Here is a 14092-nt window from a genome sequence, read left to right on the forward strand (position 1 = left end):
TTCTTATTCTCCCAGCATCCCAAACATCCATTCTGTGCTATGCTTTTTGCCCAACAGAAACAGAATCGTCCACCAACCGTCCGAGGACATAAAAATGGGCTTGGCATTAAAAGACACCCAATATTACTGCTATGGCGATTATCTGGCTTGGCCTGATGATGTGCGTTATGAATTGATCGACGGTCAGGCCTATGCGATGTCACCCGCGCCGGATTTGGCCCACCAAGATGTCGCTGGGGAGATTTATCTGCAAGCGCGGTTAGCATTGAAAGGCAAGCCCTGCCGCGCTTTTATCGCGCCTGTGGATGTGCGCTTGCCGAAGCACGATGAAGCCAACGAACAGGTTGATACCGTTGTGCAGCCGGATGTGTTGGTGGTGTGTGATGGCGGTAAGTTAGATAAACGCGGGGTGCGCGGTGCGCCGGATTGGCTGGTGGAAGTGTTGTCGCCGTCCACCGCCAGCCATGACCAAATCCGCAAACGTGCGCTTTATGAGCGGCACGGCGTGAAGGAATATTGGCTGGTGCATCCGGTTGACCGTTTATTGACGGTTTATCGCTTGGCTGGGGCGGAATACGGTAAACCGGAGCTTTATGAGCTGTCCGGCGAAACGCGGGTGATGGCGTTGCCGGATATTGTGATCCAGTGGGATGAGTTGGTGGCGCGTCTGCCGGATGATTATTAAGCAGTGTTTTTGCGCCATAATCCGTAACCCCCGTGGCACAAGCCGTTGTATTTCGTCTCAAATGTTATTGCATTTAGTTGGGGGATTGGAGGACACAGGCTTAGGCAAGATAGAATTATCCCAATAAATCAGTTGGTCAAAAATTAGGCAGCAAGCGAAAACCAGATAAGCCAAAGCCAACATTAGGGTTTCTGGGTATAATCAAATTTTAATTTATCAAACACCCACATGCTGACACCGACATCATTATTCAAATGCCTGGCCGATGAAACCCGCCTGCGTTGCCTGGTGCTGCTCCACCAAAAAGGCAGGCTGTGTGTTTGCGAGCTGACACAGGCCTTGGATATGCTGCAACCCAAGATTTCCCGCCATTTGGCCTTGTTACGGCAAAGCAAAATCTTGCTCGATAGCCGGGAAGGGCAATGGGTGTATTACCAGATCAATCCTGAATTACCGCAGTGGGTAGCGGATGTCTTGGAAATCACCGCGCAACAGTTCGCCAATCATCCAGGTCAACAAGAAGATTTGCAACGCTTACAAGCGATGGCAAACCGTACTGACAAGCTGAATTGTTGTGAATAGTTTTTTTCGCCCATATAATATATGGAAATACGAATATTAAAATATAGAGGCGATCATCATGATAAACGTGTTAATTTTGTGTACCGGCAATTCCTGCCGTAGCGTGTTGGGCGAGGCTTTGATCAACCATTTGGGACAAGGCCGTGTGCAGGCGTTTTCCGCAGGCAGCCGTCCGGTCGGCAAGGTCAACGACAACGCGTTGGCTACCTTGCAGCGCAACGGTTTGCCCACTGAAGGCTACAGCAGCCAATCTTGGGATGAATTTGCCGATGCGGGCATTGACATTGCCATCACCGTTTGCGACCAAGCGGCGGGCGAGGTGTGTCCGGTGTATCTGAACAGCACCACCAGGGCGCATTGGGGCTTGCCTGACCCGGCGCATACGGGTGGCACGGAAGCAGAAACCAAGGCCGCGTTCCAAGCGACATACAACGCTTTGGAACGCCGGATCAAAGCGATGCTTGAGTTGCCTTTAGAATCCTTATCCGGTGCCGAGTTGGGCGAAAAGCTCAACCACATCGGCTTGGCCTATTAATTTTAAAGGATATTGACTATGGCTACGCAAAACACCCACGTTGCCGACGGCAATGGCACGACTAAACGCTTAGGCTTTGTCGAACAATTTTTAACACTGTGGATTTTTCTGGCGATGGCGGGCGGTGTGGCCTTGGGCTATTTTGTCCCTGAGGCGACGCAATGGCTAGGGCATTTCCAGACGGGGACAACGTCGATTCCAATAGCGGTTGGCTTGATCCTGATGATGTACCCGCCGCTGGCTAAAGTGCGTTATGAAGAACTGCCGCTGTTGTTCAAAAACTTCAAAATCCTGTCCATTTCCTTGCTACAAAACTGGGTGATAGGCCCGGTGCTGATGTTCGCGTTGGCGGTGATTTTCCTGCACGATTATCCATCTTACATGGTCGGCTTGATACTCATCGGCCTGGCGCGATGTATCGCAATGGTGCTGGTTTGGAACGAACTGGCGGATGGTGATGGCGAATATTGCGCCGGATTGGTGGCCTGCAATTCAATTTTTCAAGTCTTGTTGTTCCCATTATATGCCTACGTTTTTATCACCGTCTTGCCGGATTTGCTGGGCATTGCCGAAGGCTTGGAAGTCAAACTGACCATGCTGGAAGTCGCCAAAAGCGTGTTGATTTATTTGGGCATCCCCTTTTTCGCGGGTATGGCCTCGCGTTTCGTGCTGGTGCGCCAAAAAGGCAAAATCTGGTATGAGCAGAGTTTTATCCCGCGCATCAGCCCGATCACGTTGATCGCCTTGTTGTTCACCATCTTGGTGATGTTTTCGCTGAAAGGCGAATACATCGTGCAATTGCCGATGGATGTATTGCGGATTGCCGTGCCGTTGGTGATTTATTTCACCATCATGTTTTTGCTGACATTTTATATGTCCGCCAAAGCGGGCGCGAATTACCGGATCAGCGCGACCTTGTCATTCACCGCAGCGGGCAATAATTTTGAGTTGGCGATAGCGGTGGCGGTGGCGGTGTTTGGTTTGGATTCCGGCGAAGCGTTTGCCGCTGTCATCGGCCCTTTGATTGAAGTGCCCGCGTTGATTGGTTTGGTCAGGCTGGCCTGGTATTTTCGCAGAAAGTTTTTTGCGGATGAGGTGGCGGTAAAATAGCTGTTTTGCCGTTACAACTTTTTAGACTGTTACAAAATCGCAGGCAAAAAAAAGCGGCTTTGGTAAGCCGCTAAAGAGAAGGATATAAAAACTCTAAGGTTCCCGGAGGAGCTTGCATCTCAAGAGTTGTGCTTATCTTACGGATAAACCTGGACAAATGGAATGTGACACATTGCCGCGTGGCAGATTGTCGCAGTGTGTGGTTGGTTGGGTTGGCAGGGCTTTTTATAGGCAATACCCAAACAACCCAGTTACAACAAATCACTCAATCTGGCGAAATCAGCCAATGCCAAGGTTTCTGCGCGTAGTGTGGGATCAATACCCACGGACTGGATTTGTTCGGCGGTCAGTGTTTTGCTTAGGGAATTACGCAGGGTTTTCCGGCGTTGCGAGAAGGCTTCGGTGACGAGGCGGCCGAGTTGGGCGGGGTCACGCACGGGGACTGGCGGTTGCTGGTGGGGGGTCAGTTTCACCACGGCGGACATGACTTTGGGGGCGGGATCAAAACTTTCTGGTGGCACGTCGAACAATAATTCCGGCTCACAGTAATACTGCATCATCACGCTCAACCTGCCGTATTGTTTGTTGCCTGGTGCGGCGCAAATCCTATCAACCACTTCTTTTTGCAACATAAAGTGCATGTCTTCAATGCAGGATGTGCTTTCCAGCAAATGGAACATCAGCGGCGTGGAAATGTTGTAGGGCAGGTTGCCTATCACCCGCAGTTTTTCATTGTCTTTGACCAGTTGCGAAAAATCGAAATTCAGGGCGTCGGCACTGTGTATGGCCAGGTGCGTTGCTTGGCTGAATTTATTCTGAAGTAACGCCACCAAGTCCCGGTCAAGTTCAACCACGTCCAGGCTTATGCCGGTTTTCAGCAAGGGTTCGGTCAACGCGCCCATGCCGGGGCCGATTTCCACCCAATGTTCGCCTGGGTAGGCGGCTATGCTGGAGATTATGTCGTTGATGATTGAATGGTCATGCAGGAAATTCTGCCCGAAACGTTTGCGTGGGGTGTGGGTCATGTTGGGGAGGCAAGGGTCGATAGGGAAGCCGTCGATAGGGAGGCCATAGCCAGGGCGGTTTGCAGGGCGACCGATAAGCTGCCGACATCGGCTTTACCCGTGCCGGCAAGGTCGAGGGCGGTGCCGTGATCGACCGACGTGCGGATAATCGGTAAGCCTAGGGTGATATTGACGGCTTGCCCGAAACCTTTGTATTTCAGTACGGGCAGACCTTGGTCGTGATACATCGCCAACACGGCATCGGCTTGGTCTAGGTATTTGGGGGTAAATAACGTGTCGGCTGGCAAGGGGCCCGTTAAATCAATGCCTTGGCTGCGAAAACTCTCCATCACGGGTTCGATGATGTCGATTTCTTCCCGTCCCAGATGACCGCCTTCGCCTGCATGGGGGTTTAATCCACAGACCAAAATACGCGGTTTGTCTATCTGTAGGCGGGTGCGTAAATCATGTTCCAGGACTCGGATGACACTTCTAAGGCGGTTATGCGTGATTGCCTGGCTGACTTCCGCTAAAGGCAGGTGGGTGGTGACCAGAGCGACGCGCAACCCCTGGGTGGCAAGCATCATCACCGGATAACCGCCAGCCAGGTCGGCAATATATTCGGTGTGCCCGGTAAACGGCAAACCCGCATCGTTGATGATGCCCTTATGGACCGGGGCTGTGACCATCGCCGCAAAGACCCCGTCGAGACAGCCTTTGGTGGCTTTGGTGATGGTTTTCAACACATAGCGGCTGTTCTGCACATGTAAACTACCCGCTTGCACCGGTGCGGCAAGTTCCACGGGCAACACGGTCAAGCCACTTGCTTGATGTGGCTTTGCCGGTGCTTGGCTGTCAAACAGCTTGATCGTAAGCGGCAAACCCAACTGGGCGGCGCGTTGTGTCATCAGTTCTGGGCTGGCGATAATGACCAATTCACAGGGCAGGTCTTGTTGCGCCAGTTGTAGGCAAAGATCAGGGCCGATGCCCGCCGGTTCGCCGGGGGTTAGGGCAATACGCAAAAGTGGGGGGGGCATGGAATGTTGGGGGCGTTGATGTTGGGTTGGATATTGAAAATAGGGGCGGAAGCCTAGATGCTGCGTACTAGCCTTACGCCGTAACCGTAATTGATATTGCCATAAAAAGCACTGCCGTTGACGAAATCGACAATCCACGCCACGTTGTCATTGTAAGAGCTGGATGAAGATGACCAAAATAAATCATAATTTCTTGGGAACACCCGATTATTGATAAAATGGATTGACTTTCGGGCATCACCTTCCTTTAGGTCGATCAGGGTTTTTAATTCTTCAATAGTAGGCAAACGCCAGTCGGTATGTCCGTCGTAGCCGCCTTGTCCGTTGAATATTTCGGTTTCGGCAAAAGCCTCACGCCAGGTGTAACGCGCCAGTCTGCCTTGGTTTAGGTCATGGCGCCATTCCTGGCCCAGCGCAAACCTTAGCCAGATGAGACCATTTTTGGTGTCTGTGGCGATGCCGCCGCTCACCGTGAATTGCTGGTCTTCAACAAACAAACCTAAAGTTTGTTTGAAATAGTCAAAATAACTCGGATCAAGAAATTGCGCCGCCGTTTTAGGATCTTCATAAATGGCAAGGGCAAGCTTTTCGGCGACCAACTCATCTGCATCTTCCAGCTCAAGATAGGCGGCGGCCTGTCCTAAAAAAGCCAGTGAGCGCAAGACCTTATTGCTAAAAGAACCGGTGTTGCCGTGTTCGGGGATGGTCGATAAAGAATAAAAACCCGATAACGCGGCAGACACCAGTTCACGTTTTGCCTGGGTGCGCGAAGAGTCTTTTAATTGTCTAAATGCACTGTTTAACATTGACAGCCTTTGCTGTTCTTGGCGTGTCACCGCCTGAATCAAATCTTCGTTTAATCTGATCAGATAGGCGTTTATTTTAGGTTGCCTTTCGTTCGACGATAGGCCCAGTTCCTGGCACAAGAATCTGATTTTGTAGCGAAATTTTCGCGATGAGATTTCGGTGTCAAAAAAATTCTGAATGTCAACCATCACTTGATTCGACTCAATCATTGCTTTATATCTTGAAAGGTGATTTTAAAACATGGACTGCAAAATAGTTGGATTTAGGTATCTTGGCATTATTAGTGATATTTTTACATTAGCCGTGTGAACGATTGCCATTTTAGCATTATATTTGACTGGCACAGGCATCAATGCTTTGTATCGCCAGTTTTTCACTTGTAACAGATGTTACTGCGTAACGTCAGTTAGTGATTTTATGGCGATGATAAAAAAATTCAATGCCGCTAGAAGTTGAAACGGGTAAAAATCCATTTTGTGCGTTGCGGCTTAAGCCAACACCTGCGGTTATGCGATAATAGCCACCAGTCCGATGCCAACGGGCAATTGCCTTGGGTTTTTATTGCAGAAAAAACCGCCGAAGTCTTTTTATGCTCTTGCGTCCGTACTGGAAACCCACCTTTTTGCGATGGTTTAAATTGTGATCCCTAATTGTAACGCAGCTTATAAGCCTATGTTTTTGAATAAAACACCAATGAAGGACAAAAACTTCATTACCAACTTCGTCGCCGTGCTGGTTATTTTTACCGGTTATGTGTGCCCCGTACAACAGGATTTGGTCAAATCCATTGGTTTTTTTGCCCTGTCTGGAGCCATCACCAACTCGCTGGCAATTTACATGCTGTTTGAGAAAGTGCCATATTTGTATGGCTCCGGCGTGATACCCGAACGTTTTGAAGAATTCAAGCTGTCCATCAAACAATTGATGATGGAGCAATTCTTTACCGAACAGCATATCGAGCAGTTTATCGAAACGGAAGAACAGCAAGGCGGCAAGTTATTGAACTTGGAGCCTTTGTTGAATGCGGTCGATTATGACAAAATTTACGAAAGCTTGGTCTCGTCGATCATGGAGTCGTCTTTTGGCGGCATGTTATTGATGATGGGCGGTGTCGAAGCTCTGGCTCCGTTAAAAGAGCCGTTCAGCGAAAAAATGCGTGCCACCTTGACCGACATGGTCGGTTCTGACGTGTTCAAACACGCGCTGCAACAAGGCTTGGACGCACATAAAATCAGCACGGACTTAGTCTCGAAAATCGAAAGCGTGATTGACAAACGCTTAAGTGAATTGACGCCGCAATTGGTCAAGGAAATCGTCCAGGCGATTATCCGCGAACATTTAGGCTGGTTGGTGGTGTGGGGCGGCGTCTTTGGCGGCTTGTTGGGCGCATTGTTTGGATTTGCCTGATGGCTGGCGTTGATCTCGCGTTTGAAACTTTTGGCGTGGCGACTGACCAGCCGCCGCTGATCATTCTGCACGGCTTTTTTGCATCGTCCAGAAATTGGCGGCAGATTGCCGGAAAACTAGGCGAAAACCATCGGGTTTATGTGTTGGACATGCGTAACCACGGCGCGTCCGCACATGATCCGGTGATGAATTATCCGGTGATGGCGGTGGATGTGTTGCGGTTTATCGACCAGCAAGGGCTGTCAATGGTCAATTTATTGGGGCATAGCATGGGCGGCAAAACCGCGATGTGGTTTGCGTTGAATTATCCTGATTATCTCGACAAGCTCATTGTCGTCGATATTGCCCCGGTCAGTTATCCGCACCGTTTTGCAAGTTTGATTGCCGGCTTAAAATCCCTGCCGTTGGCGGAAATGACCAACCGCAAACAAGCGGAAAATCATCTCGCCGAGTCCATCCCTGATTTGAGTTACCGGCAGTTTTTATTGCAAAATCTGGTGCTTAACGAGGGCGTGTATGGCTGGCGCGTTGACCTGGATATATTTTCGCGCACGGCGGACAATATCGCCGCGTTTCCTGAAACCCAGCATTTACAGCCCTTTTCCGGCAAGGCACTGTTTATTGCCGGCGCCGATTCCACTTATGTCGAGGCGGAGCAAATCCCCGCCTTATTCCCCACCGCCACGCTCAGTGTCATCGCCAATGCCGGACATTGGCTACATGTCCAGCAACCGCTTGCATTTATCGACCGGGTCGGGCAATTTTTAGTGTTGGAAACTTAAAAATTGCCGCCCTAATATCGGATTTGAACTGCTGCCTTTGAAATAAAATAATTTTCCTCCATTGGCAAATAGCCAGCAAGTAGCCCGTATGGAGTGAAACGGAATACGGGTTTTCACTGACCGCATTGATTCCATTAATTGCCGAAGGCACCCCAATCGCATCAACCGCCGCAAACAAGGGTCAAACAAGGCTCCGAAGCTAACGCCACGTCGGCATTCGGCCCAAAACATACAAACGCCTAACGCAAGGGTAGTAGGCTGACCGTGACGGAGTTCGCTGGAATACTATATTAGACATGGTCAAGACTAGCCATGATGTGGTTTGGAATATCTGACTCCTTTCTTCCGACCAGTGCGTAATAAAACAAAGGAAGCCCGTCAATGGAGATGCGGTGCTGGTATCGTTCCAAATGATGGACTTCCAATGCATCGTTTAGTAGCAACCACTTAATCAAGCGGGAGAAGTCCGATATATCGCTTTCAAGCAGGAATGACTCCTTGATGTTGAAGGCAACCCATCCTGACTGTGCAATCACATTGAACGCAGTGGCAAAAGCTTTTGCTGGAATATCCCCAAAACCGAGCGCGGCAACACAAGAAAGACAATCAATCTGCCATGTAGCTAGGTCTTGTTGCGTGACAGCATCCAAATCGCAAAAGTCGCGGACATAATACGCATCGTATAAGCCTGGCCGGTCGCGCTCACAGGCGATATACGCTTCTTCGCTGATGTCAACACCAATAACGCGGGCAACACCCACGATCTGAAGCTGCTCTCCAAACATGCCGTTTCCGGCTCCCAGATCGAGCACACGTAATCCTGTCATTTCAATGTGGTTATCCCGCAGAACCTGGCACAATATATCGCCGACTTTTTTTGGAGAATTACACTTGAGCCGTTCATAAAAAAGTTGCTCGTATAAACCAGGGCGCTTGTAAAGCTCGCCATAATCATGAAAACGAAATTGAATTTCCTGTTCATTTTCAATGAGGTAGAAAAACTCCTCATCTTGCCCGAGCTGATGGGGTTCGGTGACGGGAAACTTGATATTATATTTTTGATAACTCATCTTAACCTCACATTGAAAATGCCGGGAAGAAGCCTAACGGCTAAAATAACCTGCCGCTAGATATTGAATTACAATATAAAATTAATAACTTAAGTGTACCTTAAGACAGGATAACTGGGGTCAGAGTAAATTAGCCGGTTGGGCATGTTTGTTTATGCCCAACGCTCCACTGTCCGGTAACTGATGGAAAATCGGTTTCATTGTGGTTTTTCATCATCGGGCGCTTAAATGTCGGGCAACGATAACCTGTAAGGTGCTGAAGGCCGACTATCCGGCACCACCAGAAGCGGCAACGCCTACCGCTACGGCATCAACGCCTTGGGCCAGCGCGTCAGCAAGGCCAGCACCGCCCTGAGCACGGGCGGGCGCGTCTATGAGTATGACGAGGCCGGACACCTGGCCGGCGGATACGATGCCACCGGTGCCCGCACCCAGGAACACATCTGGCTGGGTGACAAACCCGTCGCCGTCATCTCCAGCGGCCTTTTCTACGTCCTCAGCGACCACTTGGACGCCACGGCAAATCATCAACGGTGGCCAGCAACTGCGCTGGAGCTGGGACAACGCCGACCCCTTCGCCCATTCCCAAACCGTCCAAACCGCAACAAAATCCCCGGCAACAACAACAAATTCAGCACCGTGGAAGAAGCCAAGCCGCCGACGATAATCGCCGCCATCGGCCCCATAATTTCGCGGCCTGGGTTGTCGCTGTTAAACGCTATCGGGAACATCGCCAAGGCGGTGACCAGCGCGGTCATCAAAATCGACGGCAGACGCTCTTGTGCGCCTAATAAGGCCGTGTCCAGATTCCATTCCCTGTCTTCAACCTCGACCAAATATCGGTAATGCGACAGCAGCATGATGCTATTGCGGACGGTGATGCCGAACAGGGTGACGAAACCGACCACCGAGCCGACCGACAAGCTGGCGTGGGTGAGCAACACCGCCGCCACGCCGCCGATCAGTGCGAACGGCAAATTGCACAAGGTCAACAGCATCAGGCGGACGCTGCCGATTGCCAGGTAGATGAACATCAACACGCCCGTGCCAGCCAGCAAGGAATGGATGATTAACGCTTGCCGCGCTTTGGCTTGTTCGACGGCGGCCCCGGTGAATTCGGGGTAGCTGTCTTTGCTGATGGGGATGTTTTGCAGGACGCGGGTTTTCAGCTCCTGCATGAAGGCATCCAAATCCCGTTCTAAGACATTGCAGGTCACGGTTTGCCGCCGCTGGGCATTTTGGTGCAGGATGGAATAACGGCTGGTGGTGTGGTGGATGTCGGCGACCTGGCGCAGTTTGATGAAACTGTCGTCTTTGGTGCGTAAGGGCAATTCGGCGATGGATTCCGGTTGCTGGCGCAATTCCGGCGTGACGGTGACGGCGACGTTCAGGACTTTGTTGCCCAAAACGTTTTTGCCGACAACTTTTCCGACAACTTTTCCGACAACATGGGTTTCGTAAGCCGCTTGCAAGGTTTCCGCGACGTTAGAGGGCAGCAAGCCGTAAAACGCCAATTGGTCGAGATTCAGGTGGACTTGCAACAAAGGCGTGGCGGGTGGCGAGCGCAATTGCACGTCCGCCGCGCCGTTCATGCCGCGCATGATGTCGGCGATGGTTTGGGCTTTGCTGTCCAGCACATCCAAATCATTGCCGTATAAATTGACGACGACCGCCGCCGTGTAGCCGGATAAGGTTTCGTCAATGCGTTCGGTCAAAAACGTGTTGGCTTCAAAGGAAATGCCCGGGAAACTTGCCAAAATCTCCCGCAATTTGTCCATGATCTGTTGCTGTTCCGCGCCGGATAAAGGCTGCAAGCGCACTTCATATTCGCTGTAATGGCTGCCGTAAGTGTCCGCGCCACGCTGCGCCCGCCCCGCCCATTGTGACACGGATTCGACACCAGGGATTTGTAAAAATTGTTCGGTCAAACGGCTGCCGATACGCAGGGACTCCTGCAAAGACGTGCCAGGAATGCTGGTGGTATGCACCATGTAATGGCCTTCACGCAATTCCGGCAAGAATTGGCTATGCAACTGTGAGAAAGCAGTAAAGCCAACGGCGCACACTAGAATGCTAATCGCCATGATGATTTTGAAATGCTGGTTGACATGTAGTAATAAACGTTGGTATAGCGGCTTGAGGCGTTTGATGAGCGGTGGATCTTCTGCTGTATTTACACTGTTTCCGAGCAGCGCGTAACACAATGCGGGGGTGAGGGTGAGGGCGACCAGCAAAGACGCGAGTATCGCCAGGATGTACGCATAGCCCAAGGGCGCGAACAAGCGTCCTGCCACGCCGTCTAGCGTAAGCAAGGGCACAAACACCAGCGCGACAATGAAGCTGGCGTAGACGACTGAGCTGCGGACTTCTAGCGAGGCTTTATAAATGATGGTGGCGATGGTTGATAATGGCTTAGTTTGTAGGTTGGGCTGAACAACGGGAAGCCCGACGTTGCCTTGAATTTCAAGCGATGGGCTTCCTTCGTCAGCCCATCCTGCGGTTTGCCCTGCACGAAACTCCCGCAAGCGCCGGAAAATGTTTTCCGTGTCGATGATCGCATCGTCCACCACCTCGCCCAAAGCGATTGCCAAACCGCCCAGCACCATGATGTTCAGGCGCACGTCCAGAGCCAGCAACACCAGCACCGCACCCGCTAACGACACCGGAATCGCCACGGCGGCAATCAAAGCGGTGCGGACATTGAACAAAAACAGGTATAAAACGACCAGCACAAACAAGCCGCCTATCAGCAAATGCCCGGATAAATTCGCTAACGAGCGTTCGATGTAATCGGCGGGGCGGAACAGATGCTCGTAAAACGTGACTTCCTCATGCTTGAATACGGGTTGCAATTCCTGCAAAGCTTGCTCGACTTGCCGCGACACGGTCAGCGTGTTCGCGCCGTATTGCCCGATGACCATCAGCACAATCCCTGTTTTGCCTTTGATTTGCGCCGCGCCTATCGGTGGTTCCGGCGCGTAACGGATATTGGCGATTTCGCCCAAGACCAAGCTACGCCCGGAACCAACGCGCGGAATCGGGAGTTTGGCGAATTGCCCAGGTGTCAGCGGCATTCCCGCCACTTGCAAAGTCAAGCGTTGGTTGCTGTTTTCGATAAAACCACTGCCCAGATGTTGCGTTGCCAGCGTGGTCGCTTGGATGATTTCATCCAAAGTCAGGTTGAAGCGTTGCAATTGCACCGGATCGACTTGGATTTGCAATTGCGTGATCTCGCCGCCAAAGACATTGACATCCGCCACGCCAGGCACCGCCAGCAAACGCGGCACGACCGTCCAATCCACCAAACTGCGCAAGGCCATCAAGTCTTTGTGGTCGGAATTAAGCCCCAGCGTCAACACCGTCGCCGACGATGAAGACAACGGTATGGCGATAGGCGTGATGCCAGCCGGCAGTTTTGTGGTCAAGGTGGCGAGGCGTTCGCTGACCAATTGGCGGTTGCGGTAAATGTCGGTGTCGTCGTGAAACGTGGCGGTGATCACCGACAAACCTTGGATGGATTCAGAGCGCACCGACTCCATCCCCGCCAAGCCGCTGACCGCCGTTTCTATCGTCCGCGTCACCAGCACTTCCACTTGCTCGGCGGCAAAGCCCGGCGCTTCAGTCTGGATAATCACCCGTTTGGGGGAAAATTCGGGAAAAATGTCCAAACCCGCTTCGGCGAAACGGTAGCCGCCGTAAACGAGGATGAGCAAGGCTAGGGCAATGACGATGCCGTGGAAGCGTAGGGAGAAGCGGACTAAAATGGCGGGCATTTGTTAATGAGGGGGACGTTTGCGGTTAGGTGCGCTGATTTTAAACTACTTAGCTCAGGTAGGTCGGGTTACGCTATCGCTACCAACAGTAGGCGCTTTAGGCGACCCGACCTACGGCTAACCCCCAAAAAAACTTTCCCGCTACGCGGAAATAGCCAAAAGAAAATAGCTAAAGGGTTAAATAGTTAAAAAGCCCTCACAGCACGGACATAAAACGCGCTGCTCTTAAGGTAGCTGTGCTGGACGCCACTGCCGAAGTTCTGGTTCCAAGCGGTGCTGCTGCCGAACTCGGACGAACTCCAGTAGGTGTCGGACGCAAAACCCCCGACATTGGTCAGCGGCGCGGCGGCACCCGGGCCGATGTTTTTATACATTAAGTTTAGTTCGTCTTTGGATGGCAAGAACCAGTCATCGTAACCGCCCAGCACCAGGTTGGCGGCGAGTTTGGCGGCATAGGAACCCGCGCCTTGCGCCTTGATGATTTTGCTGGTGTTGGCCGCCCCCGTGCCGACGGCGGTGGCGGTCGCGCCGGTGTCAAAATAACTGCCGTTATACCACTGGATGCCGGTGCTTTGGTCTTTGGGCGCAGCCACCAGGCCGTGTTCGCCGCTTGCGTCAACATAAAAAATGAGGCCGCCCTGATAGGTCTTGCCGATCATGATGGTCTGGTTCTCAAAGCGCACCAAGGCCGACAGGTTGAGCAGCTCCGCCGCGCTGAGGTTGCTGGCGACGGCGGTGACAAAGCCACGGCCTTTGACAAACTCCCATTGTGTCGCCGGATCATCATCCAACATCAGTTGTGTCCAGGCATTGGGATACAGGGTTTGGTTGATGGTCACTTCATAACAAGGGTATTTGGCGTCGCTGCTGAGGCATCCGGTGCCGCCCGCGCGTTTGCCCTTGGGGTAGACGCGGTACAGGGCGTTGGTGGTGGTGCCTGTTTTGGGCACATACACATGGACTTTATAGGCGGAAGTGAACGGTGCGGGCCAGTCGGCACTGGAACTGCTGCCGCCTTGGAGCTTGATGGCGGCGGCGACTTGCTCGCCGAAGGGCGCGGCGGCGTGGGCGGTGCCGAACACAGACAGGGCCAGCAAGAAGGCAAGGGCGAGGGGTTTGGGGCTAAAGTTCATAAGGTTCTCCAAGGAGGAAAGTTGGACAATAATAGGGGCGCGGCCATCTTGGCCTGCCCGGTGCACATTGTACACAGGCTTGACAATTTTGTAACCGTGTGAATAGTTCACATTTTTTTCGGCTTTTTGTATAAACTTATAACTGGAACGGGCTTCAAACCCGCGCC

Annotated in this window: 13 protein-coding genes; 6 read left to right on the top strand and 7 right to left on the bottom strand. The window is 51.9% G+C overall.

The window, feature by feature from the left end:
- The first annotated feature begins 94 nt into the window (after nt 1-94).
- From PHH59_RS03000 to arsB, 4 genes are all read left to right on the top strand, one after another.
- Nucleotides 95-685: a Uma2 family endonuclease gene (locus PHH59_RS03000; RefSeq protein ID WP_300011083.1), complete on the top strand. Its 591-nt coding sequence runs from the start codon at nt 95-97 to the stop codon at nt 683-685.
- Nucleotides 686-913: 228 nt separating this feature from the next.
- On the top strand, nt 914-1267 hold the full coding sequence (locus PHH59_RS03005) for a metalloregulator ArsR/SmtB family transcription factor (protein WP_300010988.1): 354 nt from the start codon (nt 914-916) through the stop codon (nt 1265-1267).
- Nucleotides 1268-1325: 58 nt separating this feature from the next.
- Complete coding sequence (locus tag PHH59_RS03010; RefSeq protein WP_300010991.1) at nt 1326-1802, top strand: arsenate reductase ArsC; 477 nt, start codon at nt 1326-1328, stop codon at nt 1800-1802.
- A gap of 18 nt (nt 1803-1820) precedes the next feature.
- Entirely contained in the window at nt 1821-2912 is a 1092-nt protein-coding gene (arsB, locus tag PHH59_RS03015) for an ACR3 family arsenite efflux transporter (protein ID WP_300010995.1), read from the top strand.
- 251 nt (nt 2913-3163) lie between these two features.
- Here arsB and rsmA read toward each other — a convergent pair whose 3' ends face one another.
- Genes rsmA through PHH59_RS03030 form a run of 3 tightly spaced genes read right to left on the bottom strand, consistent with a single transcriptional unit; the run spans nt 3164 to nt 5759 of the window.
- Nucleotides 3164-3937: a 16S rRNA (adenine(1518)-N(6)/adenine(1519)-N(6))-dimethyltransferase RsmA gene (rsmA, locus tag PHH59_RS03020; protein WP_300010998.1), complete on the bottom strand. Its 774-nt coding sequence runs from the start codon at nt 3935-3937 to the stop codon at nt 3164-3166.
- Nucleotides 3934-4953: a 4-hydroxythreonine-4-phosphate dehydrogenase PdxA gene (pdxA, locus tag PHH59_RS03025; RefSeq protein ID WP_300011001.1), complete on the bottom strand. Its 1020-nt coding sequence runs from the start codon at nt 4951-4953 to the stop codon at nt 3934-3936. The genes rsmA and pdxA overlap by 4 nt, the downstream gene beginning before the upstream one ends.
- Before the next feature lie 53 nt (nt 4954-5006).
- Nucleotides 5007-5759 carry a DUF1566 domain-containing protein gene (locus PHH59_RS03030; RefSeq protein WP_300011004.1) on the bottom strand — a complete coding sequence of 251 codons (753 nt, stop codon included), beginning with the start codon at nt 5757-5759 and terminating at the stop codon, nt 5007-5009.
- Between the two features lie 694 nt (nt 5760-6453).
- On the opposite strand from PHH59_RS03030, the gene PHH59_RS03035 reads away from it, so the two are divergent.
- Both PHH59_RS03035 and PHH59_RS03040 read left to right on the top strand, forming a co-directional pair.
- Nucleotides 6454-7167, top strand: coding sequence for a DUF445 domain-containing protein (locus tag PHH59_RS03035; protein ID WP_300011086.1), 714 nt, complete (start codon nt 6454-6456; stop codon nt 7165-7167).
- On the top strand, nt 7167-7949 hold the full coding sequence (locus tag PHH59_RS03040; RefSeq protein WP_300011007.1) for an alpha/beta fold hydrolase: 783 nt from the start codon (nt 7167-7169) through the stop codon (nt 7947-7949). Before PHH59_RS03035 ends, PHH59_RS03040 begins: the two co-directional genes overlap by 1 nt.
- Before the next feature lie 290 nt (nt 7950-8239).
- On the opposite strand, the gene PHH59_RS03045 is transcribed toward PHH59_RS03040, so the two are convergent.
- The 4 genes from PHH59_RS03045 to PHH59_RS03060 all read right to left on the bottom strand — a co-directional run bounded on the left by PHH59_RS03045 (nt 8240) and on the right by PHH59_RS03060 (nt 13925).
- Nucleotides 8240-9019: a methyltransferase domain-containing protein gene (locus PHH59_RS03045; RefSeq protein ID WP_300011010.1), complete on the bottom strand. Its 780-nt coding sequence runs from the start codon at nt 9017-9019 to the stop codon at nt 8240-8242.
- Nucleotides 9020-9286: 267 nt separating this feature from the next.
- A complete protein-coding gene (locus PHH59_RS03050) occupies nt 9287-9583 on the bottom strand; it encodes a hypothetical protein (protein ID WP_300011013.1) in 297 nt (98 codons plus the stop codon).
- Entirely contained in the window at nt 9547-12792 is a 3246-nt protein-coding gene (locus PHH59_RS03055; RefSeq protein WP_300011016.1) for an efflux RND transporter permease subunit, read from the bottom strand. Before PHH59_RS03055 ends, PHH59_RS03050 begins: the two co-directional genes overlap by 37 nt.
- A 185-nt stretch (nt 12793-12977) precedes the next feature.
- A complete protein-coding gene (locus tag PHH59_RS03060) occupies nt 12978-13925 on the bottom strand; it encodes a DUF1566 domain-containing protein (RefSeq protein WP_300011019.1) in 948 nt (315 codons plus the stop codon).
- Nucleotides 13926-14092 lie beyond the last annotated feature (167 nt).

The sequence above is a fragment of the Methylovulum sp. genome, assembly GCF_028687615.1.
In the GTDB taxonomy this organism is placed as follows: Bacteria; Pseudomonadota; Gammaproteobacteria; order Methylococcales; family Methylomonadaceae; genus Methylovulum.

Excerpts from the sequence above, each read along its gene's own strand:
- PHH59_RS03045 (WP_300011010.1), bottom strand. The coding sequence starts at position 9,019 with ATGAGTTATCAAAAATATAATATCAAGTTTCCCGTCACCGAACCCCAT.
- PHH59_RS03005 (WP_300010988.1), top strand. The coding sequence starts at position 914 with ATGCTGACACCGACATCATTATTCAAATGCCTGGCCGATGAAACCCGC.
- arsB (WP_300010995.1), top strand. The coding sequence starts at position 1,821 with ATGGCTACGCAAAACACCCACGTTGCCGACGGCAATGGCACGACTAAA.
- PHH59_RS03060 (WP_300011019.1), bottom strand. The coding sequence starts at position 13,925 with ATGAACTTTAGCCCCAAACCCCTCGCCCTTGCCTTCTTGCTGGCCCTG.
- rsmA (WP_300010998.1), bottom strand. The coding sequence starts at position 3,937 with ATGACCCACACCCCACGCAAACGTTTCGGGCAGAATTTCCTGCATGAC.
- PHH59_RS03000 (WP_300011083.1), top strand. The coding sequence starts at position 95 with ATGGGCTTGGCATTAAAAGACACCCAATATTACTGCTATGGCGATTAT.
- PHH59_RS03055 (WP_300011016.1), bottom strand. The coding sequence starts at position 12,792 with ATGCCCGCCATTTTAGTCCGCTTCTCCCTACGCTTCCACGGCATCGTC.
- PHH59_RS03010 (WP_300010991.1), top strand. The coding sequence starts at position 1,326 with ATGATAAACGTGTTAATTTTGTGTACCGGCAATTCCTGCCGTAGCGTG.
- PHH59_RS03030 (WP_300011004.1), bottom strand. The coding sequence starts at position 5,759 with ATGTTAAACAGTGCATTTAGACAATTAAAAGACTCTTCGCGCACCCAG.
- PHH59_RS03035 (WP_300011086.1), top strand. The coding sequence starts at position 6,454 with ATGAAGGACAAAAACTTCATTACCAACTTCGTCGCCGTGCTGGTTATT.
- PHH59_RS03040 (WP_300011007.1), top strand. The coding sequence starts at position 7,167 with ATGGCTGGCGTTGATCTCGCGTTTGAAACTTTTGGCGTGGCGACTGAC.
- pdxA (WP_300011001.1), bottom strand. The coding sequence starts at position 4,953 with ATGCCCCCCCCACTTTTGCGTATTGCCCTAACCCCCGGCGAACCGGCG.